This window comes from Rhodospirillaceae bacterium, assembly GCA_018660465.1.
Taxonomy (GTDB): Bacteria; Pseudomonadota; Alphaproteobacteria; order Rhodospirillales; family JABJKH01; genus JABJKH01.
Map to the genome: position 1 here is coordinate 1 of JABJKH010000088.1, position 22286 is coordinate 22286.

19 protein-coding genes are annotated in these 22286 nt (G+C 51.9%); 12 read left to right on the plus strand and 7 right to left on the minus strand.

Annotation, left to right across the window (positions count from 1 at the left end; genetic code table 11):
- From HOM51_13825 to HOM51_13850, 6 genes are all read left to right on the plus strand, one after another.
- On the plus strand, nt 1-763 hold a 763-nt coding region (locus HOM51_13825), incomplete at its 5' end, for an alpha-hydroxy-acid oxidizing protein (GenBank protein ID MBT5035586.1).
- 88 nt (nt 764-851) lie between these two features.
- The gene (locus HOM51_13830) at nt 852-1361 is read left to right on the plus strand and encodes a tripartite tricarboxylate transporter TctB family protein (protein ID MBT5035587.1); all 510 of its coding nucleotides are present in this window, start codon (nt 852-854) and stop codon (nt 1359-1361) included.
- 13 nt (nt 1362-1374) lie between these two features.
- A complete protein-coding gene (locus tag HOM51_13835; protein ID MBT5035588.1) occupies nt 1375-2913 on the plus strand; it encodes a C4-dicarboxylate ABC transporter permease in 1539 nt (512 codons plus the stop codon).
- Nucleotides 2913-3977 carry an isocitrate/isopropylmalate dehydrogenase family protein gene (locus tag HOM51_13840; GenBank protein ID MBT5035589.1) on the plus strand — a complete coding sequence of 355 codons (1065 nt, stop codon included), beginning with the start codon at nt 2913-2915 and terminating at the stop codon, nt 3975-3977. The genes HOM51_13835 and HOM51_13840 overlap by 1 nt, the downstream gene beginning before the upstream one ends.
- Nucleotides 3978-4182: 205 nt before the next feature.
- Nucleotides 4183-5163 (plus strand): tripartite tricarboxylate transporter substrate binding protein, encoded by a 981-nt coding sequence (locus HOM51_13845; protein MBT5035590.1) that lies wholly within the window; start codon nt 4183-4185, stop codon nt 5161-5163.
- Between the two features lie 106 nt (nt 5164-5269).
- Complete coding sequence (locus tag HOM51_13850) at nt 5270-6124, plus strand: hypothetical protein (GenBank protein ID MBT5035591.1); 855 nt, start codon at nt 5270-5272, stop codon at nt 6122-6124.
- Between the two features lie 26 nt (nt 6125-6150).
- On the opposite strand, the gene HOM51_13855 is transcribed toward HOM51_13850, so the two are convergent.
- The 4 genes from HOM51_13855 to HOM51_13870 all read right to left on the minus strand — a co-directional run bounded on the left by HOM51_13855 (nt 6151) and on the right by HOM51_13870 (nt 11395).
- A complete protein-coding gene (locus HOM51_13855; GenBank protein ID MBT5035592.1) occupies nt 6151-7269 on the minus strand; it encodes an ABC transporter ATP-binding protein in 1119 nt (372 codons plus the stop codon).
- Nucleotides 7266-8375 (minus strand): ABC transporter ATP-binding protein, encoded by a 1110-nt coding sequence (locus HOM51_13860; GenBank protein MBT5035593.1) that lies wholly within the window; start codon nt 8373-8375, stop codon nt 7266-7268. The genes HOM51_13855 and HOM51_13860 overlap by 4 nt, the downstream gene beginning before the upstream one ends.
- A 12-nt stretch (nt 8376-8387) precedes the next feature.
- Nucleotides 8388-10139 carry an iron ABC transporter permease gene (locus HOM51_13865; GenBank protein MBT5035594.1) on the minus strand — a complete coding sequence of 584 codons (1752 nt, stop codon included), beginning with the start codon at nt 10137-10139 and terminating at the stop codon, nt 8388-8390.
- Between the two features lie 140 nt (nt 10140-10279).
- On the minus strand, nt 10280-11395 hold the full coding sequence (locus HOM51_13870; GenBank protein MBT5035595.1) for an ABC transporter substrate-binding protein: 1116 nt from the start codon (nt 11393-11395) through the stop codon (nt 10280-10282).
- Nucleotides 11396-11733: 338 nt separating this feature from the next.
- Here HOM51_13870 and HOM51_13875 point away from each other — a divergent pair, with 338 nt between their 5' ends.
- Both HOM51_13875 and HOM51_13880 read left to right on the plus strand, forming a co-directional pair.
- Nucleotides 11734-12720 (plus strand): amidohydrolase, encoded by a 987-nt coding sequence (locus tag HOM51_13875; protein ID MBT5035596.1) that lies wholly within the window; start codon nt 11734-11736, stop codon nt 12718-12720.
- Nucleotides 12721-12735: 15 nt separating this feature from the next.
- The gene (locus tag HOM51_13880; GenBank protein ID MBT5035597.1) at nt 12736-15063 is read left to right on the plus strand and encodes a xanthine dehydrogenase family protein molybdopterin-binding subunit; all 2328 of its coding nucleotides are present in this window, start codon (nt 12736-12738) and stop codon (nt 15061-15063) included.
- 28 nt (nt 15064-15091) lie between these two features.
- Here the strand turns inward: HOM51_13880 and HOM51_13885 are convergent, their stop codons facing one another.
- A complete protein-coding gene (locus HOM51_13885) occupies nt 15092-16063 on the minus strand; it encodes an amidohydrolase (protein MBT5035598.1) in 972 nt (323 codons plus the stop codon).
- A 151-nt stretch (nt 16064-16214) separates the two neighbouring features.
- Here HOM51_13885 and HOM51_13890 point away from each other — a divergent pair, with 151 nt between their 5' ends.
- Nucleotides 16215-17210: a glycosyl transferase family protein gene (locus HOM51_13890; GenBank protein ID MBT5035599.1), complete on the plus strand. Its 996-nt coding sequence runs from the start codon at nt 16215-16217 to the stop codon at nt 17208-17210.
- Here HOM51_13890 and HOM51_13895 read toward each other — a convergent pair.
- Together HOM51_13895 and purD are read right to left on the minus strand one after the other, a co-directional pair.
- A complete protein-coding gene (locus tag HOM51_13895) occupies nt 17207-17524 on the minus strand; it encodes a DUF1244 domain-containing protein (protein MBT5035600.1) in 318 nt (105 codons plus the stop codon). The genes HOM51_13890 and HOM51_13895 overlap by 4 nt on opposite strands.
- A 4-nt stretch (nt 17525-17528) precedes the next feature.
- On the minus strand, nt 17529-18806 hold the full coding sequence (purD, locus tag HOM51_13900) for a phosphoribosylamine--glycine ligase (protein MBT5035601.1): 1278 nt from the start codon (nt 18804-18806) through the stop codon (nt 17529-17531).
- A gap of 66 nt (nt 18807-18872) precedes the next feature.
- On the opposite strand from purD, the gene HOM51_13905 reads away from it, so the two are divergent.
- The 3 genes from HOM51_13905 (at nt 18873) to HOM51_13915 (ending at nt 22286) form a co-directional block, all read left to right on the plus strand.
- On the plus strand, nt 18873-20300 hold the full coding sequence (locus HOM51_13905; GenBank protein ID MBT5035602.1) for an exodeoxyribonuclease VII large subunit: 1428 nt from the start codon (nt 18873-18875) through the stop codon (nt 20298-20300).
- Nucleotides 20300-21133, plus strand: coding sequence for a M23 family metallopeptidase (locus HOM51_13910; GenBank protein ID MBT5035603.1), 834 nt, complete (start codon nt 20300-20302; stop codon nt 21131-21133). The genes HOM51_13905 and HOM51_13910 overlap by 1 nt, the downstream gene beginning before the upstream one ends.
- A gap of 61 nt (nt 21134-21194) precedes the next feature.
- On the plus strand, nt 21195-22286 hold the full coding sequence (locus HOM51_13915; GenBank protein ID MBT5035604.1) for an LLM class flavin-dependent oxidoreductase: 1092 nt from the start codon (nt 21195-21197) through the stop codon (nt 22284-22286).

The following is a 22286-nucleotide window of genomic DNA, read 5'->3' on the forward strand; positions in this document are numbered from 1 at the left end:
CATGCATATGCTGAGTTCGGTCGCCAAGCCGGGACTGGAAAAAGTAGCAGGGTGCGTTGATTACCCTAAATTATTTCAGCTTTATGTGCGGGGCGATGCAACGTGGGTGGACGAAGTCATCGCGCGTGCCGTGGATAACGGGTTTGCCGCCATTTGCTTAACAGTTGATCGTGCGTACTACGGACGACGGGACCGAAATTTGTCCAAATCTTTTAGGCCGACCGCACGAGTAGGCGCCGCCGAAGAAGTATTTCAAGCGCGTTTTAACTGGTCCGATGTGGAACGAATTCGCAGCAACATTGATGTGCCCTTGATCCTAAAGGGGATCGCAACGACGGATGACGCCTTGATGGCGTTGGATTATGGAGTCGATGGGATTTACATCTCGAATCACGGCGGTCGCCAATTGGATCATGGCAAGGGCTCGGTCGAGCTGCTCCCGCGGATTGTTGATGCGGTTAAAGGCCGCGCGACGATCATGGTCGATGGCAGCATCATGCGTGGAACCGATGTGGTTAAGGCGATTGCGTTGGGTGCGGATGCGGTTGGAGTTGGCCGCTTGCAGGGCTTATCTGGTGCCGCCGGGGGGCATGCTGGGATCGTACGCATGCTGGAAATTTTGGAAGTTGAAATCCATAATTGCCTGGGGCTCTTGGGCGTAACGTCATTTTCCGAACTGAGCCGGGACTACATAGAGCCTGCGTCGCCCTTGGGCCGGCGGGGCATCGATAGCGTCTTCCCCCTTCTCAGTGAGGGATATTGAGTGCGGGAAAATGATTTAGCATGCTGTATTTAATCTTTATGATGCAGCCAGATATTTGGGTTAGCGGAACGAACAGGGGCGATTTTTAATGACGAACGATGAAGGTAGGGATCAAAAATACACACTGCGTGGGAACATTGAGGCCTATGTTCTCATTGGCATGATGGTCCTGGCAGCGGTGTTCTATTTGCTTATTCCATACCAAATTGAAAAGCCGAAGATGTTGTTTGGCCGGGCTTTCATGGATATGAAGCCAACCTTGTTTCCGGCCCTAGCAGCGATTGGGATGTTTGTATTGAGTGGGGTTGCTTTAGTGCAAAGTCTCCGCGCCCCCCTGAAAGACCCGTTCAAAGGGCTGGACCGCCAGATCGCCGTCCAACTGACGATCATCATCGTTATTCTGTACGGTTTCGCGATTACTTTTGAGCCGTTTGGCTATTGGCTTTCTGGCATATTGGTGTCTCTGACGTTATCGCTCTTCTTGGGCAATCGTAATATTTGGACGCTGCTGATCCTGAGCGTCGGCGTGCCGTCCTTCATTTATTTCGTATTTACGAAGCTGCTTCTGGTGTCGTTGCCAGAAGGCATCATTTTCTAACGGGGAACCCGATATGTATGAGAGTTTAATTGAGGGGTTCTTTCTGTTAGCCCGTTGGGACACCTTCGGCGTGATCAGCTTAGGCCTGTTTTTAGGAATGTTTGTCGGTGCATTGCCGGGCTTCACAACGGTTATGGCGATGGCGCTTATCTTGCCAATCTCGTTCTTTCTTCATCCGTTGGTCGGAATTCCTTTTCTGATCGGGGTTTATAAGGGCGGTATTTATGGTGGCAGCATTCCCGCCATCTTAATTTCGGTACCAGGGACAGGGGCTGCAATTGCGACGACCATGGATGGGCCACAGTTGGCCCAAAAAGGGAAGGGGCGGAAAGCCCTTGAAATGGCATTATATGCATCTGTTTTCGGTGATCTGGTTAGCGATATTATTACGCTATTCATGATAACGCCGATTGCAATGATCGCACTGTTGGTTGGTCCACCGGAATTGTCCGTCATTATTTTGATCGCCTTGGTCATTATCGCAGCAGCAAGTACGGGCGCGCTGATCAAAGGGCTGGCCATGGCGTTCTTTGGAATCATGCTGTCGATGGTCGGCCAAGACCCGCTTGGGTTCATGACCCGATTTACGTTCGGTAGCATGGAACTAAAATCAGGTATTCCGCTGTTGCCGATGATGATTGGTGTCTTTGCCATTCCTGAAATTCTCGCTGTGTTGGAACGGCTCGCGGTATCGAACAAAACCAATAAGGACCCGGTCGATTTATCTACGGCCGGGGAACGTCTGCATTTCCACGAATTTAAGAGATGCTTCAGGAGCATCTGTCGTTCGACTGCCATTGGAACTGTAATTGGCGCTTTGCCAGGGGCTGGACAATCGGTCGCTGCTTTTGCCGGGTATGCCGCAGCCAAGAAAAAGTCCACCCATCCAGAAACTTTTGGCAAAGGGGAACTGGAAGGTGTTGCAGCAGCTGAAGCTGCGAACAATGCGGTCAACGGGCCAACGTTGGTGCCGCTTTTAACCCTTGGTATACCGGGTGATAAAGTAACGGCAATTTTATTGGGGGCTTTCGTTGCCCATGGTTTAAGACCCGGACCACAATTGTTGTCGGAGCACGGCCCCCTGGTGTTCGCTCTGTTACTTGCGATGATTATCGCCAACGTCATGTTCTTGGTTATTGGCTATGTCTCAATCCCTATCTTTGCCCGCATTGTAACTTTGAAGCGGTTTTACTTGGTTCCCATTATTGTGCTGACGGCGTTTGCGGGATCATACGTGTTCCGGTCAGATCCTGTTGATTTGCAGTTCTTGGTCTACTTCGGTGTCTTCGGGTACTTCGCGCGAAAGCTGGATTTTGATGTCGTGCCTATGGTGATGGCTTTTATTTTGGCACCAATCCTGGAATACACCATTGGTCAGACCGTTAATATGGCCGACGGCAACTTGATTGTTTATCTGTTCACCGAAAGGCTTTCTGCCGGTGTTCTTTATCTTATGCTGTTCGCTACGCTGGGGTATTTTGGATACAAACATTATAAGTCTCAGTCAACCAAACGGCAGGATGCTGTCTTGGTTGGTGAAGATATCTCCTAATGAAGTTCGCAATTGGGATTTTAGAAGGTGACGACATTGGGTTGGAGGTCGTTCCCGAATGCGTGAAGGTGATGAAGGCTGCTGCTGCGCGGACCGGTCTTGAAATTGACTGGCAAGACTTGCCGATTGGGGCGAAGGGGCACGAAACCCACGGGCACACCATGCCTGAGTTTTTACTCAACGCCCTGAAGGATGTACACGGATTCATTCAGGGGCCCATCGGCCACGCGGCGTACCCAAAGAATGATCCAACTTGGGTTACCCCGAGATTGCGAAAGATTCATCAACTATTCGCCAGTGTAAAACCGGTCAAATCCTATTCAAACCTGCCGTCTATTCATGAAGGTATTGATATCGTATTTTTGCGAGAAGTGACGGAAGGATTGCAGTCACATACCGTAACCGTGGCAGAAACAGGGGAATACCGTCCTAACGATGAAATCACCATTGCGACACGGATCATTACCCGAACTGGTTCACGGCGCGTTATCCGCGAAGCCTTCGAAATCGCCCGGACGCGGGAGCGTAAAAAGGTTACCGTCGTTCATAAAGACGCCGTCTTTAAATTAGCCTGTGGGATGTTTATGGAAGAAGCTAGGAAATTAGCTGTCGAGTATCCCGATGTGGAATTCGATGATATTCACGTTGATACGATTGCCATGAAGTTGGTGATGGAGCCACAGATTTATGACGTCGTTGTCACCACCAATCAGTTTGGCGATATATTGACCGACTTGGGCGCAGGGCTTGTTGGAGGTTTGGGATTAGCTCCTGGCCTTTGTGTTGGTGATACCCAGGCGATGGCGCAGGCGACGCACGGTTCCGCGCCAGACATCGCCGGGCAAAACATTGCCAATCCATATGCTATGATTATCTCAGGGAAAATGCTGCTCGACTGGCTGGGTCGGAAGCATGACGAACCCAAGGCGATTGAGGCTGCGAATTTGATTGATAAAGCAGTCGATGATGTGATTGCGGAGGCCACTCACTTGACGGGGGACCTAGGCGGCACCGTCGGCACACGAGAAATGGGAGATGCGATCGCAGGCAAAATCGTACAATAAATTTGGGTTAAGCCGAAAATATGATGTATGATTTCGGCCTAAAAGAATTTCACGGGGAACCGTGATGGACGAGATTGCGGGAAGCTCGTCACATAATATGAATTTCCCGGAATGCATATGCGCCAATAGAGTTAACATATGGCGTGATAACAGATCGACGAACGATTTGATCGCTTGTCGATAGATCGAAAACAGGAGGAACTAGATGTTCAAGCTAAGTATTAAACGTACCGCGTCATTTATGGGCGCACTGCTTTTGGGGGCAGCGACTTTTGTTGGCGTTGCTCAGGCAGATAATTATCCGAGCAAGCCAATCACGATTATCATTCCGTTCGGAGCCGGTGGTTCCCACGATATGAATGCCCGTGTGTTCACCAGTATTATCCCGCAGTATCTTGGCCAAGCGATGATCGTGAAGCTGATGCCGGGCGCCAGTGGACAAAAAGCAACGGCGTATGCCACCAAGGCTAAGGCTGATGGCTATACATTGCTGTTTACACACAACTTTGTTGATCAGCTTCAGCCGCATACGGAGAACCTGTCTTATCAGCCGCTTAAAGACTTGGTTAGCGTTGTACAACTCAATGACTCGGCCCCTCTTCTTTGGGTCAGAGCGGACAAGCCGTGGAAGACATTGAAAGAAATGTTGGATTATGGCCGGGCAAACCCAGGCAAGCTGAAGTTTTCAAACTCTGGAAAATGGGGCGCATCCTTCACAGCCGGTGCAATGATCTTCACCAAAGCTGGCGTTCAAGCGAAGTTCATGCCGTATAAAGGTGGCGGACCTTCCAAGCGCGCTGTGCTTGCGGGTGATGCTGATTTCACATTTGGTCGTCCGAGTACGGTCATGGGTCAAGCGAGAGCCGGTAAAGTACGTGTTCTTGCCGTCGGTGGTACCAAGCCGATGAAAATTCTGCCGGGTGTTCCTGTCCTTAACGACATGGGTTATGGCGGAAGCGGAAACATCATGCAGCGTATCCTTTTGGCTCAAAAGGGCATCCCTGCGGATCGCCTCAAAACGCTACAGGACGCTTTTGGCAAGCTTCAAAATGATAAGACCTATAAGAAGCTGATGAAAAGCCTTGGCGAAAACCGTAACATGGTCATGGGCCCTGCGTACGATAAGTTGCGGGTAACGCAGAGCAAGAAGTACCTGAAACTCGTTAAAGGTTTGACGGGTAGCTAAGACGCATAAATTTCGGAAACGATTTTGGTCGTTCCCGTTATGTCGATCATGCCCCGCACGGTGAAAGCCGTGCGGGGCGATTGATTTGAGGATAAGGAGTTCTAAATTGGAAAAGAAATACCGCTTTTACTTAGTTAATGCCTTTGGGTTGCCAGAAGGGTCGCGCTATGCACATCGCTCGCTAAAGGGGCCCAAGGAAGAAGTTTTGATGAACTATGACAACGTTAAGCACCTGCTTGCCGACGTCGAATGGGATTTACATAACGGTGCCATTGCGAGCTATGGCGATTGGCCGGTGGAGAACCGGGAAGAATTTGGCCTGGCGGCTGCGGCGCGTATTCCCCTTGTTCGAGAAGGCTGCGAAAGCGGTAAATATAATGCGATCGTTTTACTAGGTGGCGGTGAGCCCGGGTTCAACGAGTCCCGTGAAATAGGTCGCAAATTCAACATACCTGTGACGGCATGCGGTCATTCGCAAATGCATTTTGCAACCATGCTGGGGAATAAGTTCAGCGTCATCGACATGGCTGAATCTCACAACATGTACTACTACAATCTTATTATTCAGCATCGAATGGATCACCGCTGCGCGTCCATCCGCAACATCAATTACCCCTTGCCGCGACCGGGCGGTGATGAAAGCCGGTCCATCCCTAAGGAAAAGAAAAAGGCGTTGGCGGGCGAGCATTCGGACATGGTGGAGACCGCCGTGACAGAAGCCGTTGCGGCGATTGAGGAAGACGGTGCCGAAGTCATTACGTTTGGCTGTTCGGCCCTGTTTTGGCTGCAGCCGTTCCTGCAAAAACGCTTGACCGAATTGGGATGGGAAATTCCCGTACTTGAAGGTTATAGCTGTGCCATTGAATTGGCCAAGGCCATGGTCAACTTAGGCGTCGACGCAAGCGGCCTGACTTTCCCTGTCGATCATCCGAAGAAAATCCGCCGGAAAAAGACGTTTTAAGGAGAAGACGTTTTAAAGCGAGGGAATTATTCAGTCAGGCAGAGACCGTGATCGGGCAGGAAGGAGAGAAATATCTTCTGCCCCGGTTCTAATTGCTCGAAGTGATCGATTTGAATTCCGACCTCGTGACCGCCAACATCAATCCGGCATTCTAAAAAGCTGCCAAGATAAATCGTATCAATGACGCTGCCTTCGAAAATGTTGCCGTGAGAGGTGCCGCTTGGTTTTTCGAGATGCAACGTTATGTCTTCTGGCCGCAAGCTTATGAATAATTGGTCTCCCGCGGTCGCACCTGCGCCGCCAAGGGCTTGAATTCTAAGCGGAGCATGACCATTGCCAAGTGGGATTTCCATATCACAGTAGTCCCCGGTGCGACCCAACGAGGTCCCCTCCATAATAGTGGTCGTGCCGATGAATTTGGCAACGAAGGTATTAACCGGGTCTGCATAAATGTTCTGAGGGTCGCCTATTTGCTGAATGACGGCCTTGTCCATGACGACGACACGGTCGCTCATCACAAGGGCTTCGCCTTGATCATGGGTCACATAAATAGAGGTGATGCCGACTTCCTTCTGCAACCGAACAAGTTCGATCCGCATTTGTTCGCGCAGCTTGGCATCCAGGTTAGACAGCGGCTCATCAAACAAGATCACCTTGGGCTCATAAACAATTGCTCGAGCCAGGGCGACACGCTGGCGTTGCCCGCCGGAAAGTTTGGTAGCAAAGCGGTCGGCAAGAGTATCAAGCCCCACAAGCTCAAGCGCCCGCATCGTTTTGGTCTTGACGACATCGGCGGGGGCTTTTCGAACCCGAAGTCCGTAAGCAACATTTTCAAACACCGTCATGTGTGGCCAAACCGCATAGCTTTGGAAGACCATGCCAATATTGCGAAATTCAGGATAGAGAAAAATGTCGCGCTCTGCGGAGACAACAACATCCCCTTCAATGCTGATTTCTCCAGCGTTCGGTCGCTCCAGTCCGGCAACGCACCGAAGCGTCGTCGTCTTGCCGCAACCGGACGGGCCCAGCAGCGTTACGAACTCCCCTTCTGCAATTGAAAGGGAGACATCTTTGACGGCGACTTCGGCCCCAAAATTTTTATGAAGGCCATCAATGTGAACCATGATTTTTTGATTTTGTGTCATGGTCGTACCGCCAGTGTGTGATCAGCATCTAAACGCAAATAAACTTTTTCCCCTTCGCGCAATTTGTCCCTGGGGTGGGCTATAACTTTCCATTCAAATTCGCCCCAGCTAACGCGGCAGTCGACGTAATTACCAAGGAAGATTACTTGGATCACTTCGCCCTCAAGACTGCCATCGCCGGGGTCTTCGCGCAATGCATGTACGTTCTCCGGGCGAACCGAAAGCACGGCTTCTGCGCCATCTGAAATTCCATCACCGAGCAGGCAGGGGACTAGAACCTTCTTACCACCCTCTTCAACTTCAACTTCACCGCGACCGGGCTCTGTTACTTTCGCAACCCGACCTTTAAGCAAATTCGCGACACCGATGAAGTTACTGACGTACCTGTTTAACGGTTGAGAATAAATATTGAGCGGGCCGCCGCGTTGCTCGATATGGCCCTTGCTCATGACGATAATTTCGTCGCTCATGACCAGCGCTTCGGCTTGGTCGTGGGTGACAAAAACGGAGGTAATGCCGACTTCGTGCTGAATGCGCTTTAGCTCAACCCGCATTTGTTCGCGGAGCTTGAGGTCCAGGTTAGAAAGCGGCTCATCGAATAGCAGCAGGCGTGGCTTCGACACAATGGCGCGCGCCAGCGAAGCACGCTGCTGCTGACCACCAGATAGTTGGGTCGCCATTTTATCAGCCATGTCGGTCAGCCCGACCAGTTCCAAAACATCGGCAACGCGGCTGTCAATCTCGTCTTGATGAACTTTCCGAATGTCCAAAGGATAAGCGACGTTTTGCGTGACTGTCATATGCGGCCAGATGGCGTAACTTTGGAACACCATGCCAATGTCGCGCTGTTCTGGCGGCAGGAAAATACTGTCCTCAGGCGAGGTATAGACCAAGTCACCGACCTGAATATGGCCGCTGTCAATGGCATGCAGACCGGCGATGCTCATCAGCGTCGTGGTCTTGCCGCAGCCAGACGGTCCCAACAGCGTGAGGAAACTTCCCTCCGGAATGCTGAAGGAAATATTGTCCACAGCCGGGTCATCACCAAACCATTTAACCAGGTTCGTAACCTTTAGATATTCGTCTGAATTATTCTCATTCGCCATTTGCTTCGCCAATCACGCCGATAATGCTTCACGACCGGCAAGGCGGCGGAATGCGTAAATACAGAACAACAGGACCAACGTCTGAACCATCGATAGGGCGGCTGTTAGTGGTTCGTTCTCAAAATTGGTCAGGTAGTAGACACCGACAGATAAGGTCTCGGTTCCTGTCGTGTACAAAATAATTGAAATTGAAAGTTCGCGGAGGAAAATAATGAACAGTAAAATCCATCCGGCAAAAATCCCCGGTTTCAACAGCGGGATTGTGATCCGCTTCATCGTCGTCATCCAGGACGCGCCAGCCATGCGTGAGCTCTGATCAAGTTCTTCGGAAATGGCCATCATGACGGCCGCAATATTGCGTTGGCCATAGGGGAAGAACCGCGTGATATAGGCCAACAATAAAATCCATAATGTCGCATAGATTGGCGTCTTGATATAAGTCACGAGAACGCCCATGGCGAGCACAATGCCCGGAAATCCGATGGGAACGACGCACAGGAAGTCGAGCAGCTTAGAGCCAAATCCCTTGGTGCGGTGGATCATGTAGCTGATCACCAGTGCCATTATCATCGCCAGGGTGGCGCCAACAAAGGCCAAGATGAAACTATTAAAAATTCCGTTGGTGGCGGCCTTGATGGAATCCTCACGCCAGAAGAAAAGAGTCTTCACATAATTGTTGAAGCTCATATCGCTGAAAATGATATGCCCTTCCCACACCGGATGAAGGCTGACAACGAATAAACAAAAGATCGGCAGCACGACGGCGACCATGATAAATACTATATTGTAGCCAAAGGCGACCCATTTCCAGTTGCCCAAATCAAGGACGTTGGGCCTGAACCCCTTGCCGGTGACCGTGGTAAACGAACGCGGTGCAATGTAGCGCTGTTGAATCCAGATCAAGAACACGGTGATGATACCCAAGGCCATGCTCATTGCGGCACCCAAGTAATGGTTTGCGTCATCGCCGACGGCCTTTGAGAAGATTTGCGTGGTCAGAGTTTCCCAGCCGTAGGGCGCACTGAGCTTAAACGGCACGCCGAATTCACCGGCGCTGGTCACGAACACAATAATGGCGCCTGATAAGATGCCCGGCATCACTAGGGGCAAAGTCACGGTCATCGTGGTACGGAATAACCCTGCACCCGTGGTTCGCGCACTGTCCTCCAGCGAAGGATCCATACGCCGGAGCGATCCGACAACAAAGAGGTAAACCAAGGGCGCAAAGAAAATGCCTGTCACCCAGATGACGCCGTAAATATTATCGACGTTGATCAAATGATCCTGAACGCCGAACCAGTCACGAGCCCAGACATTGAGAAGACCCGTCTTGGGCTCGCCGAGACTGTGCCACGCGATCGCGCCAACAAACGGGCTCAGGAAAAAAGGAATTAAATTATAAGGTTCCAGGTAATCTCGCCCCGGACAGTTGGTGCGAGCATTGATCCAGGCCAACGAGACACCTAAGAATGTCGCAAGAATGGTGGAGCCCGAACTGATAATAAGCGTATTAACGAAGGCCTTGGGGATGATCCGATCCGTGTAGAGAAGCCGATAATTTTCCAGCCCCCATTCGGTGTCAAAACCCATGTCGTCGAGCACTAAAAAGCTACTCACGAAAAGGACACACAGTGGCAAAATCACCGCGGCAGCCACGATAAGGCTGATGATCCCCGTAATGATGTTTTCTTGAGTCATCAAGCCCTGGAGACGGTTCGAAAGGGCTGATCCGTTGGCGTTTGCGGTAGCAGTCTTTGTATTCATTTTAATTCAATTATAAACAGTTCAATGATTGCGGCACACTGTTCGTACCAAAACCGCAGCCCGCGCGCCAGGGCAACGATTGTGCTTAGGCGGGGCTCCGCTTTTTAACGGAGCCCCGATTAGCGTCATGATAAGTAATTCTACCGGAAATTATCCAGCCAGAGGTTGCGTGTCTTCTTAAACATCCTCTGCGCGCCGACCCAGTCTTTCATACCCAGCAGCTTATGCTTGCTGAGATCAAGAAGATAAGGTTTGGCTGCCGCCGGCGGGGTGTACCCCTCACGGAAGCTATAGATCGCTTCACCTTCGACGAAGACATCTGCGCCTTCTTTGGTGAGTAGAAATTCAACCAGCAATTTACCCGCGTTGGGGTGCTTGGCACCCTTAAAGACGGCTGTTTGATTACCAAGCATGACTTGACCTTCTTTGTAGTAGCCAATCTTCAAGGTCTTCGCGAGCGACGCTTTTTTCTTCACGTTCTGATAAACCCGGCCAGATAGGTTCCACATATCAAATCCACGTTGGCACGAAATCAGCATTTGCATTTTCGGCTCTGTGCGGAATTCGATGACGGGGTCGGTCTTCTTCAGTTTTGGCCAGAACTTATTGAAATCAACCGCACCGGCTTCGCCCAACGCGATAGCTGTGTTGGTGTATGTGAAGCTCTTGGTGATATCGGACGAAATCGTTTGGCCTTTAAGCGACATCTTGGCAACGTCGGCATAAGACGTGACATTGAAGTCTTTCATGCCGGGGCATGCTGTATTCCAAACTGGCTGGAAGGTATAAGCCAGCGGTGTCACGACATAGGGGTAGTTAGAATACTGCCCTGCAGACTTGACGAGCTTGGTGCTGTCTTTCCAGTTACCACTATCGAGCTTGGCAAATGCGCCCCGCTCGGCAGCAGCTGCGAAAAAGCCTGGTGCACTGACCAACACAACATCAACGGTGTATTTGCCAGCTTTAAATTCTTGGCGAACCTGAGACACTGTCGCGCCCGTGCCCTTACGTAGGTTATTAAACTTGAAACCGTCGCCCAAGCCATAACGCGCTTTAAAGGCTTTGGCCATGCGTTGGCTGGTACGATCACTGAAAAGTGGGTTGATGATGGTAACGGCGCCTTCTTTCTTGGCACCGGCAATCAACGCCTTTTCTTGAGATGTAAGTGATGCTGCATGTCCAGAAGACGCGGCAGCGAGCAGTGCCACCGCAGAGGCGGCACCAACAATTAATGTACGAGATCCTGTATTTTTCATTTTATTTCCTCTATTCGGCATTTTTGAAGCCAAATCCGTAGAAAATTTTATCGCTAAAAATATTCTTCCTCGGCGGGCAAATTGTTAACGAACATAGCCATTTAAGGAAACTTGGCGACCATGCACGGACATTCTACTGTTTGCGTCGGAATAAAATTCTCTATCGGACTCTCCCTGTCGTGTCGAAGTATGACCTTTTCAACAATTCGCCGTCAATCATTGAATCTAAATTGAATAAGATTTGAAAATTGTAGATTCGGAGATTGCCCCCGCTTTGCCGTCTGAGATACCTTCTTCTCTAACAAGATATAAATAAACAAAGTTTTGGAGACAGCCCCATGGCACCGATTATCGATATCCATACCCATATGTTCGGCAATGGTTGGCTGGGGATGCTCAAAAAGCACGGCGGGCCGGTCTATGATACCAAGGTCTTATCGGATGACCGAGATTATCTGTTCGAACATGGCGCACCCGCTTGCGCGCTGGAAGTAGGGGCCTTCGATTACGATGCGCGCATAAAAGACATGGACACGAACAAGATCGACGTTTCAATCGTCTCACTGACGTCACCCAATGTGTTCTGGGGTGGCGAAGACGTGAGCGCCGAAACCGCCCGTGTCACCAACGATGAAATGGCCGAAGGGCAACGCGCCTATCCAGACCGTATTCGCTGGCTGGCATCGATTCCTTGGGAATACCCAGAAAAAGCCTTGGCCGAACTTGATCGGTCAGTTGCCAATGGCGCCGTCGGGGTCATGGTGACCGGCCACATCAACGACAAACACTTGATCGATCCATTGTTTGAACCGATCTGGGCAGAAATTGATCGGCGGGGTCTGCCGGTGCTCTTGCATCCGACAGCCCCATTTGGGTCTAAGGAAGCCCAATTCACCAGCGAGCGCATTCTGATGCCGGGGTTGGGCTTTATGTTCGACACCACGCTGGCTGTGGGTCGAATGGCTGTTGATGGGTTCTTTGACCGATATACAAATCTCAAGATTATCGTATCGCATGGCGGAGGCTATCTGCCCTATGTCGCCGGCCGTTTGGATGTTTTCTTAGGCGTTGAGACGCTTATCCCCAGAAAGATTAAAGAGAATCCCAGCGAAATTCTGAGCAATCTTTATTACGATGCAATTCTTTATGACCCAGGGGCATTAGACTTGTGTCTTGATTTGGCAGGCCCGGGGAACATTATGTTCGGGACCGATTATCCAATGCCCTATGACATTGATAAGCTCTACAGCATCATTGATCGTCTGCCGGGTGATCAACGCGATGCGATCAAAGGCGGCAATGCCCGCAAAATGTTTGATTTATAATAGGGATAGCGACGGATGGGAAAATTCGGAATTGGCCAGCCGGTCTCACGGTTTGAAGACCCGAAGCTGTTGCAGGGCAAGGGACGCTACGTTGATGATGTGACCCTGCCCCATCAGGCGCGGGCGTTTGTATTACGCTCCCCGGTGGCGCATGCGGTGATTAAATCCATTAATGTGGAGGAATCCCGGAAAGCTCCCGGCGTGCTTTTGGTTCTAACCGGCGAAGACGTCGCCGAACGAGGGCTTGGCACACCGCGTCCCATGATGCCGCAGAAACGCCCCGATGGCTCAGACGCTTTCATTCGGCCGCAACCTTTGATCTCGAAAGACCGAGTGCGGTTTGTCGGGGACAACCTCGCCTTTATCGTCGCCGAAACTCTTTCTCAGGCGAAAGATGCAGCTGAACTGATTGATGTTGAGTTCGATCCGCTGCCGGTCAATGTGATGACGGAAGATGCGGTAAATTCCAGCACCTCTCCTGTCTGGGACGAGTGCCCGGATAATGTGGCCTTCCATCGCGAATTCGGTGACAAGGCCGCGGTCGAAGCTGCGTTTGCGGCGGCGGACCACATCGTTAAGCGTAATTTGGTGGTTAATCGGATCACCACCAATTCAATGGAGACCCGAGGCTGTGTCGCCGAGTACGATGAATTTGATGATCGCTATCACCTGCGCGGCACTTTGCAGGCCCCGCATATGATCCGAATGATTCTTGCCAACGCGATCTTCAAGCAGCCGATCAATAAGTTTCATGTCTATTGTGACGATGTGGGCGGTGGGTTCGGCATGAAGGGTGGATGCTACGCGGAATATCCATTGTCCCTGTGGGCGGCGGAAATGTTGGGCCGCCCGGTTAAGTGGGTGAGTGAACGCAGCGACGCTCTGCTGGCCGATGAGCAAGCCCGCGATCATCTATACGAAGCTGAATTGGCACTCGACAGCGACGGAACATTTTTGGGGCTACGCACCCGGAACATCACCAACATTGGGGCTTATTACACAAGCGACCGCGCGACCTTGGGGGCCTTCGATAGTTTGGGGGGAATTGCCGGTACCTATAAGACGCCTGCCCTTTATGCCGTGGCTTCGGGGGTCATGACCAACACCCAAAGCACGGGTCCTTACCGGGGGGCAGGCCGTCCAGAAGCGGCCTATATCATTGAGAGCATGATTGATGCGGCGGCGCGTGAATTGAAAATGGATAGTGTGGAAATTCGCCGCAGGAATACAATTCCTGCCGACGCCATGCCGTTCAAAACCGGACTGACTTTCACTTACGATAGCGGTGATTTTCTCAAGAACTTGGATGATTGTGTCGGCATGGCGGATTACGACGGATTCTCAGCCCGTCGTGAGTCCTCGAAAGCCAATGGCAAACTTCGGGGTGTTGGTGTTTCAAACACCATCGAACAAGCCGCTCACAAGATGCTGGAAATGTCGGAAATAAGGTTTGATGCGTCAGGTCGGGCGACGTTGCTGATGGGGACGGCTGACCAAGGCCAGGGTCATGAAACTGTCTTTACGCAGATTTTATCAAACGAGTTGGGTCTTGATACCGACGACATTCGATATAAAGACGCCGATACAGATATCGTTGCCGCAGGGACAGGGACGTTTGCCTCGCGGTCGATTACTTTGGGCGGAACAGCGATCAGCATTGCGGCTCAAAAAATTATTGAGAAGGGCACAAAAATCGTCGCCCACATGATGGATGCGGATGAAAAAGATATTTCGTTCGACGATGGCATCTTCAGCATCGAAGGCACCAACAAATCCATGACAATCCAGGACGTCGCCAAGACGTCGTTCATGCCGGGCAAAATGCCGCCGCATATTGAACCAGGACTCTACCAAACAGGGACCTCACCAACGGGGCTGCCGAATTACCCCAATGGATGTCATATCTGTGAAGTGGAAATTGATGAAGAAACCGGTGCTGTCGAAATCGTGCGCTACACCGTGGTTGATGATGTTGGCACGGTCATTAACCCGCTGCTGCTAAAAGGACAAATTCAGGGCGGTATTGTTCAAGGCGCTGGGCAGGCATTGATGGAAGATTTTTGCTTGGATGCCGACTCAGGGCAGGTCGTTGCTGGATCGTTCATGGACTATTGCATGCCGCGCGCAGCCGATTTCTGTAGCTTTAACATCGGCAACAACGAAGTGCCGACACCGACAAATCCATTAGGTGTGAAGGGGGCCGGTGAGGCCGGAACAGTCGGCGCGCTATCAGCCGTGATGAGTGCCGTCAACGACGCACTCGAGCCCCTGGGGGTCGACTTTATCGACATGCCCGCGACACCGAACAAAGTCTGGGACGCGATTAGGAATGCTCAGGGTTGAGGGGGCCTCTGGAACCAAATTCAATACCTTACATCCGCAGAAGTCGCTCCGCATTGCCATGTAAAATTTTAGCCTTGTCATCAGCGTTCAGCATCAGTCTTTCCATCCACTTTGGTCCCGGCTCATTGGGAACGAACGGATAATCGATGGCGAACATAATATGGTCTACGCCCATTTCCTGGATACAGCACAGCAATGCCGGATCGGAAAAGAATCCGCTGGTGGTGATATAGAAATTCCGCGTGAAGAGATCGCGGAACCGAACGCCATCGTTGCCGGGGCGGTTTAGCGCCATATCGATTCGCCACATTAGGAACGGCAGTCCTTCCCCAAGGTGTCCCAGGATGATCTTAACATCGGGGTATTTGTCCAATACGCCGGACAGCACGATGCGAAGCCCAATCGTTGCGGTTTCCATGGTAAACCCCCACCCCGCTTGTCTCAGGTGAGGGAAGGCATCCAAGTAATCCTTTAGATAAATATCAACCACGGCTGGGTGTGGATTGGCCGGGTGAATGTACAGCGGCACATCTAGAGCCTGGGCGCGTTCAAAGATTGGCCAAAAACGTTCGTTGTCGATAAACAGATATTCTTCACCGATCAGTCCGTGGATCATGGCCCCCTTGAAACCTAATTTCTCTACTGTGCGTTCCAGTTCGTCGGCCGAGGCTTGAGGGTCTGCCGTCGGTAAGTTGGCGAAGGCGGCAAATCGGTCTGGGTGATTTCTGACAATATCGTATAACCGATCATTTGCTGCCTTGGCGACACGGACGCCGGATTCGGCATCCATGCGTTGGGTCGATGGCGCACCGTGAGACAGCACCTGCACATCAACCCCGACCTCGTCCATGCTTTTGATGCGACCTTCGCCAACATCTTCCAATATGGCACGGAGAGACCCGCCTGTTTTCGCATCGATGTCTTTAAAATGAGAAACGATTTCAGCATCATAATAATGCTCTTCAATGGCGATGACGCGCTGATCTTTAAGAATTGTCATTTTCCCCCACCCCGTATTTTTCAATTTTTAAATTAATTCAGGGGTATCTCATCGCGTGACAGAATCCAAGATGAAAGACAAATGGGCATGGAAGTTGTCCGGTGCGATACGTATATTAGTATTCTATGAAATGTGTAACGGATCAGTATTTATGACGGAAGAACACCCCTTCGCGCCCTATGTTAGAATTCTGGCGCGCGGTAAAACGAAAACGCGCTCTTTGACCGCAGAAGAAGCAGAAGGCGCAATGACCATGATCCTAGCGGGGGAGGTGCGGCCTGAACAATTGGGGGCGTTCCTTATGCTGCTGCGGCTCAAGGAAGAAACCGCCGACGAAATAGCCGGGTTCGTTAAGGCCGTTCGAGCGACTTTTAAGGTGCCTAGCTCGGCACCTCAGGTCGATTTGGATTGGTCTTCCTATGCCGGTAAGCGGCGGCAGCTTCCCTGGTTCCTGCTCTCGGCTCTTTTGTTGGCACAAAATGGCACCAAGGTATTCATGCATGGAACCGAAGGGCATACACCAGGACGAGTATATTTGCGCGATACGTTGAAAGCACTCGGGCTACCGGTTGCAGGTTCTTTTGATGAAGCTGCGGCGCAATTGGAAGGAGAAGGTTTCGCCTATCTGCCGTTGGAATGCCTCAACCAACCGCTTCGAGACATCATTGATCTGCGACCCATTTTGGGTCTGCGCTCGCCAGTTCATACGGTGGCAAGATTGCTTAACCCGTTTGGCGCAACAAACGTATTGCAGGGAATTTTTCATCGTGGGTTTATGGAGACACACCAAGTTGCTGCCAAAATTCTTGGCTTTAATGCCGTCGCGGTCTTTCGCGGTGAAGGCGGCGAAATTGAACGGCGCCCCAACAAAGAAACGGAAGTCTGCACCCTCCACGAAGGAGAACTCGGACAGGACTGGTGGCCGCAAATTCTCGATCAATCGTTTCAAGCGGCTGACGAAGATATGGACGTTGATCGGTTGGCACGTGTTTGGCGTGGCGACGAGGAAAATGAGTATGGTGTCGCTGCGGTTATAGGAACCTTGGCGATCGCCTTGCGTTTGATGGACGCGTCCCTTGCCCAAGACGAGGCAACCGAACAGGCGCAAACTTTATGGCAGGAACGTGATCCGACTAAATTTAATTAATTATGCCCGCTAATCTTGGCGTGTAGGGGTTTGGTGTCCTGGAAAGTTTGTTTTTGCGCGTCTGATGCAGACCCTTGGTGTTGATCTTTCCAGTCGTCATAGGGCATGCCATAGACAACTTCCCGGGCTTGGTCGTAATCCATTTCGATGTCGCGTTCCTTGGCCGCAGCCATGTACCATTTCGACAAACAGTTACGGCAGAATCCCGCTAAATTCATAACGTCGATGTTCTGAACATCGGTGCGCTTTTGCAGGTGCTCCACCAAGCCACGAAAGGCAGCAGCTTCCAGTTCGGTGCGTGTTTTATCGTCCATATTTTCACTTGCTCCTTTTGATTGCGCGCCAACCGATGTCTCGGCGGCAGAACCCACCTGGCCAATCAATCTTATCGACCGCTTGGTAGGCTTTTTTCTGGGCGGCAGCAACTGTTTTGCCGAGTGCGGTGACTCCTAAGACGCGGCCTCCCGTCGCCACGACTTCGCCATCCTTGATCTGGGTCCCCGCATGAAACACAACCACATCTTTCACAGCGTTAGCTGCATCCAGCCCACCAATAACAGTGCCCTTTTTGTAGTAGCCCGGATAGCCGTTGGCGGCCATGACGACCAGTAAGGCGGTCTCGTCATGCCATTCCATCTTGATCTCATCTATTCTTCCTTCGGCACAAGCCAGCAGCGCTTCTAGCAGGTCCGACTTCAGACGCATCATCAGGGGCTGGCATTCTGGGTCGCCGAAACGGACGTTAATCTCCAACAGCTTTGGGCCTTCATCGGTCACCATAATTCCCGCATAAAGAACGCCCTTATAGGGACGGCCTTCCGAAGCCATACCCTTGATCACCGGATCAACAATTGTCGTCATCACAATTTCCGCTAAATCAGCGGTCATAACAGGGGCAGGGGTGTAGGCGCCCATACCTCCCGTGTTGGGGCCTTCATCGCCATCGTGGGCGCGTTTGTGGTCTTGCGCCGAAACCAAGGGTACCGCGTGTTCGCCATCAACCAGTGCAAAAAAGCTGGCTTCTTCACCTTCCATAAATTCTTCGATAATCACTTCTGCACCGGCATCACCAAAGGCCTCTTCAGTCATCATGTGATCAATGGCGGCGAAGGCTTCGTTATTATTGTGGCACAAGATGACGCCTTTACCGGCGGCCAATCCATCTGCTTTAACAACGTTGGGGGCAGGGTGGCGAATGATGTATTCCTTGGCCGCATCGGGTTCATCAAAACGTCCATAATTCGCCGTTGGAATGTTATACTTGCCGCAGAGATCTTTCATAAATCCCTTGGAACCTTCCAATTCGGCTGCTTTGGCGTCAGGGCCAAAGGCTTTAATGTCTTCGGCCTCAAGACGATCAACAAGACCTAAACACAAGGGTACTTCTGGTCCGACAACGACAAAATCGATCTCGTCATCAATTGCGAAGTCAACCAAGGCGTCAATATCGTCTGTGCCAATGTCGATGCATTCGGCGACATCAGCGATGCCGGCGTTGCCCGGGGCGCAATAAAGCGTGTCGCATAAGGGAGATTTGGCGATGGCCCAGCACAGCGAATGTTCGCGACCCCCAGACCCGACAACCAAAACCTTCATTGACGTCTCTCCTTTGCCTTATACTATTTGCAGCAACCACCTAACCTTATGAAAATACAAACGTCCATGCCCAAGAGTCCAGACACAGACGCAATAGAACACAATCTTCCGATCCTTGGCGTGGGCGAAATATCCCAGGCACTGAAGGGTGTGGTCGAACAATCGTTCGCTCGGGTGCGCGTGCGGGGCGAGATTTCTGGGTTTAAAAGGGCCGCCTCCGGCCACATGTACTTTACCCTCAAAGACGAAAACGCAGTACTTGATGGAGTATGCTGGAAAGGCACGGCAGGCAGGCTGGGGCTCAGGCCGGAAGACGGTATTGATATCGTAGCGACAGGACGCCTGACGACCTATCCGGGCCGGTCAAAATATCAGATCGTGGTCGATCAAATGGAACTGGCGGGAGAAGGCGCGCTTTTAAAACTTCTCGAAGACCGTAAGAAAAAACTCGCGGCCGAAGGGCTGTTTGAGGAAAGTCAGAAACGGCCCTTGCCCTTTATCCCCGAGGTCATTGGCGTCGTCACATCCCCCACCGGCGCCGTTATCAGAGATATTTTGCACCGAATCGGCGACCGTTTTCCGCGCAGGGTCATCTTGTGGCCTGTTGTAGTACAAGGAGATACCGCCGCTGAACAGATCGCATCTGCCATCGAAGGCTTTAATGCGCTGGCGGCTGGGGGTTCTGTTCCCCGTCCCGATGTGCTAATCGTGGCGCGGGGTGGCGGCAGTCTGGAAGACCTTTGGGCGTTTAACGAAGAAGTCGTGGTCCGGGCGGCTGCGGCAAGTGATATCCCGCTGATCTCCGCCGTTGGTCACGAAACCGACGTTACCTTAATCGATTTTGCCTCCGACAGGCGAGCGCCGACCCCCACCGCGGCGGCTGAAATTGCCGTGCCTGTGCGCCTGAACCTCTTGGCCCAACTTATGGATGACGGCAGTAGGCTGGTCGGCGGGATGAACCGACTGTTGGGAGACCGACGGGTGCGACTGGAAGGCCTTGTCCGTGGCCTGCCCAACCTAAAACACATGGTTGATGAAGCCGCACAGCGGCTGGATGACTGGGCGGAGCGCTTGGCAAATGGCCTTAGTGTCGGCTTGAAACACCGCAAGCTTCAGCTTCGCGAACTGGCCGCCGGTCTGATCAGTCCCGAGCGCCGCATCGCTGCAGAACATCAGCGTTTAAATGGCGAGACCCGGGCACTGGGCCGAGCCGTGCGCGGGTTATTAAAAGACCGCGGGATGAAGCTAAATTCATCGCGAGCTCTGTTAGAAAGCTTTTCCTATGAACGCGTTCTGGAGCGCGGGTTTGCATTGGTCCGGGATAGTGCTGGTGAAAATGTGCGCTCCGCCGGGGCAGTAACGTCCGGGGCTGATATGACAATCCGCTTTCATGATGGAGATATCGCCGTTCGGGCTTCTGGCGCAAAACCGACAGGCAAGCCAAAGAAGCGTACAGGCGGTGACCCTGATGACGATCAGGGGACGCTCTTATAATGCGCGGTCGTTTGATCTGTCTGTTTTTGGTCATTCTAATCGGTGGCGCGGTCTCCGCCCATGCGCTTGAAATCAACGGAGAGCTGACCCAAGGCGGGTTGGTGACAGGCCGCGTTGACCCTGGCACCAAGGTCATGGTCGGCAAGCGCCAATTGCGTGTTTCACCCGAAGGAGTTTTTTTGCTCGGGTTCGGTCGCGATGCGCCGGCTAAAATTTCACTTCGTATCCTCCACCCCAGTGGCGTGCAGGAGAATAAGCCCCTCCACATAAAGTCCCGCACCTGGAAAATTTCTAAGGTCGATGGTTTGCCAGGCCGCAAAGTGACGCCTAAGCCAGATGACCTGCGGCGCATTCGTGCCGACGGTGCCAAGATTAAAAAGGTAAGACGCTTGGGCACAGAAGCACCGCATTTTTTATCTGGTTTTCAGTGGCCCGTGACAGGCCGAATTTCAGGTGTCTTTGGTTCCCAGCGTATTCTCAACGGCCAACCCCGCAGACCCCATGTTGGCATCGATATCGCTGCTCCTTTAGGGACGCCTGTCTTAGCTATTGCCGACGGCGTTATCGCGTTGGTGCACCAAGATATGTTCTTCACTGGCAAGACCCTGATGATCGACCACGGCCACGGCCTCGCGTCTGTCTATGCGCATATGGACAAAATTCTAGTAAAAGAAGGCGCGACCGTTACAAAGGGCACCGTGATCGGCCTCGTCGGCAAAACAGGTCGCGCAACAGGTCCTCATCTCCATTGGGGGATCAGCTTATTCGCAACCCATCTGGACCCGGAATTGGTGGCGGGGGAAATGCCCAAGGATAAACGGGGGAAGAAGTGAGCCCTTGCCATTTACACCTTCCAACGATTTAATTTTATCTCATTTAACGTCGTGAGGCCCCATGGATTTATCCTTCTTTATTCAGCCCCTTCATCCCATTGACCGTAATTACGCCGATGTTTTGCGTGAAGATTTGGCTTCGATCATTCTTGCTGACAAGCTTGGTTACAAAGAAGCGCTGATCGGTGAACATTTCACCGACTTGGCGGAACCCATCACGTCGAGTTTGATGTTTATCGCGCGGCTGATTGCTGAAACAGAAAATATCAAACTGGGGTCTGGCATCACCAATCTGCCGGTCTATCATCCGGTGATGATTGCGGGCCACGTGGCGATGATCGACCAAATGCTCGAAGGCCGATTTATTTGGGGGATCGGCCCCGGCGGGCAGCCGTCGGACATGGAAGCGTTCGGGAATCTGGAAGTCGATCGCAACGCCAAGATGGTCGAATCGTTTGAGCAGATCATGGAGCTTTGGTGGGGCGAACCGCCGTTCGATGTGAAGGGCGAATTTTTTTCGTTTAAGACGACGAAAACCCACTTGCCTGAAATTGGCCAGGGGTTGGTGCCAAAACCTTGGCATAAACCGCACCCGCCGATTGTGGTGACGGCGCTGGCTCCTTATTCACATGGCATCACGCTCGCGGCAGAACGCGGTTGGAACCCGATATCGTGCCAGTATGTTCAGGCCCATTGGGTGAAGACTCACCTGCCTAAATATTTAGAGGGGCTGAAAAATTCAGGTAAACCGGAGGACCCTGCGGGTTGGCGGGTTGGAAAATGCATTTTTGTTGCCGACGATGACGCGACCGCTAAGGCATATGCCAAGACCGAAGACGGCCCCTACGGTTTCTATTTTTCAAACCTGATGAAGAAGCTTGGACGCGGTGGTAAGCTCGGCCTCTTCGGAACCCACCCGGATCAACCCATCGAGCAAATCACCCTCCAGCAATCCCTCGACACCCAAGTCATCGCCGGAACAGTCGACAGCGTGGTCGATCAGATTTTGGCGTTCCGCGAAGAGGTCGGGCCTTTCGGAACTTTGGTTTATACGGGACTAGATTGGGTAGACCCGGCCCTTGGGCAGCGGTCCATGGTATTGATGGCAGAAGAAGTTTTGCCGCGCGTAAATGCGGCGTTGAGGGATAAATAA

What these genes read in the sequence shown, in the direction of transcription:
- HOM51_13830 (MBT5035587.1), top strand. Translation starts at nt 852, where the DNA reads ATGACGAACGATGAAGGTAGGGATCAAAAATACACACTGCGTGGGAAC.
- HOM51_13835 (MBT5035588.1), top strand. Translation starts at nt 1,375, where the DNA reads ATGTATGAGAGTTTAATTGAGGGGTTCTTTCTGTTAGCCCGTTGGGAC.
- HOM51_13840 (MBT5035589.1), top strand. Translation starts at nt 2,913, where the DNA reads ATGAAGTTCGCAATTGGGATTTTAGAAGGTGACGACATTGGGTTGGAG.
- HOM51_13845 (MBT5035590.1), top strand. Translation starts at nt 4,183, where the DNA reads ATGTTCAAGCTAAGTATTAAACGTACCGCGTCATTTATGGGCGCACTG.
- HOM51_13855 (MBT5035592.1), bottom strand. Translation starts at nt 7,269, where the DNA reads ATGACACAAAATCAAAAAATCATGGTTCACATTGATGGCCTTCATAAA.
- HOM51_13860 (MBT5035593.1), bottom strand. Translation starts at nt 8,375, where the DNA reads ATGGCGAATGAGAATAATTCAGACGAATATCTAAAGGTTACGAACCTG.
- HOM51_13865 (MBT5035594.1), bottom strand. Translation starts at nt 10,139, where the DNA reads ATGAATACAAAGACTGCTACCGCAAACGCCAACGGATCAGCCCTTTCG.
- HOM51_13870 (MBT5035595.1), bottom strand. Translation starts at nt 11,395, where the DNA reads ATGAAAAATACAGGATCTCGTACATTAATTGTTGGTGCCGCCTCTGCG.
- HOM51_13875 (MBT5035596.1), top strand. Translation starts at nt 11,734, where the DNA reads ATGGCACCGATTATCGATATCCATACCCATATGTTCGGCAATGGTTGG.
- HOM51_13880 (MBT5035597.1), top strand. Translation starts at nt 12,736, where the DNA reads ATGGGAAAATTCGGAATTGGCCAGCCGGTCTCACGGTTTGAAGACCCG.
- HOM51_13885 (MBT5035598.1), bottom strand. Translation starts at nt 16,063, where the DNA reads ATGACAATTCTTAAAGATCAGCGCGTCATCGCCATTGAAGAGCATTAT.
- HOM51_13890 (MBT5035599.1), top strand. Translation starts at nt 16,215, where the DNA reads ATGACGGAAGAACACCCCTTCGCGCCCTATGTTAGAATTCTGGCGCGC.
- HOM51_13895 (MBT5035600.1), bottom strand. Translation starts at nt 17,524, where the DNA reads ATGGACGATAAAACACGCACCGAACTGGAAGCTGCTGCCTTTCGTGGC.
- purD (MBT5035601.1), bottom strand. Translation starts at nt 18,806, where the DNA reads ATGAAGGTTTTGGTTGTCGGGTCTGGGGGTCGCGAACATTCGCTGTGC.
- HOM51_13905 (MBT5035602.1), top strand. Translation starts at nt 18,873, where the DNA reads ATGCCCAAGAGTCCAGACACAGACGCAATAGAACACAATCTTCCGATC.
- HOM51_13910 (MBT5035603.1), top strand. Translation starts at nt 20,300, where the DNA reads ATGCGCGGTCGTTTGATCTGTCTGTTTTTGGTCATTCTAATCGGTGGC.
- HOM51_13915 (MBT5035604.1), top strand. Translation starts at nt 21,195, where the DNA reads ATGGATTTATCCTTCTTTATTCAGCCCCTTCATCCCATTGACCGTAAT.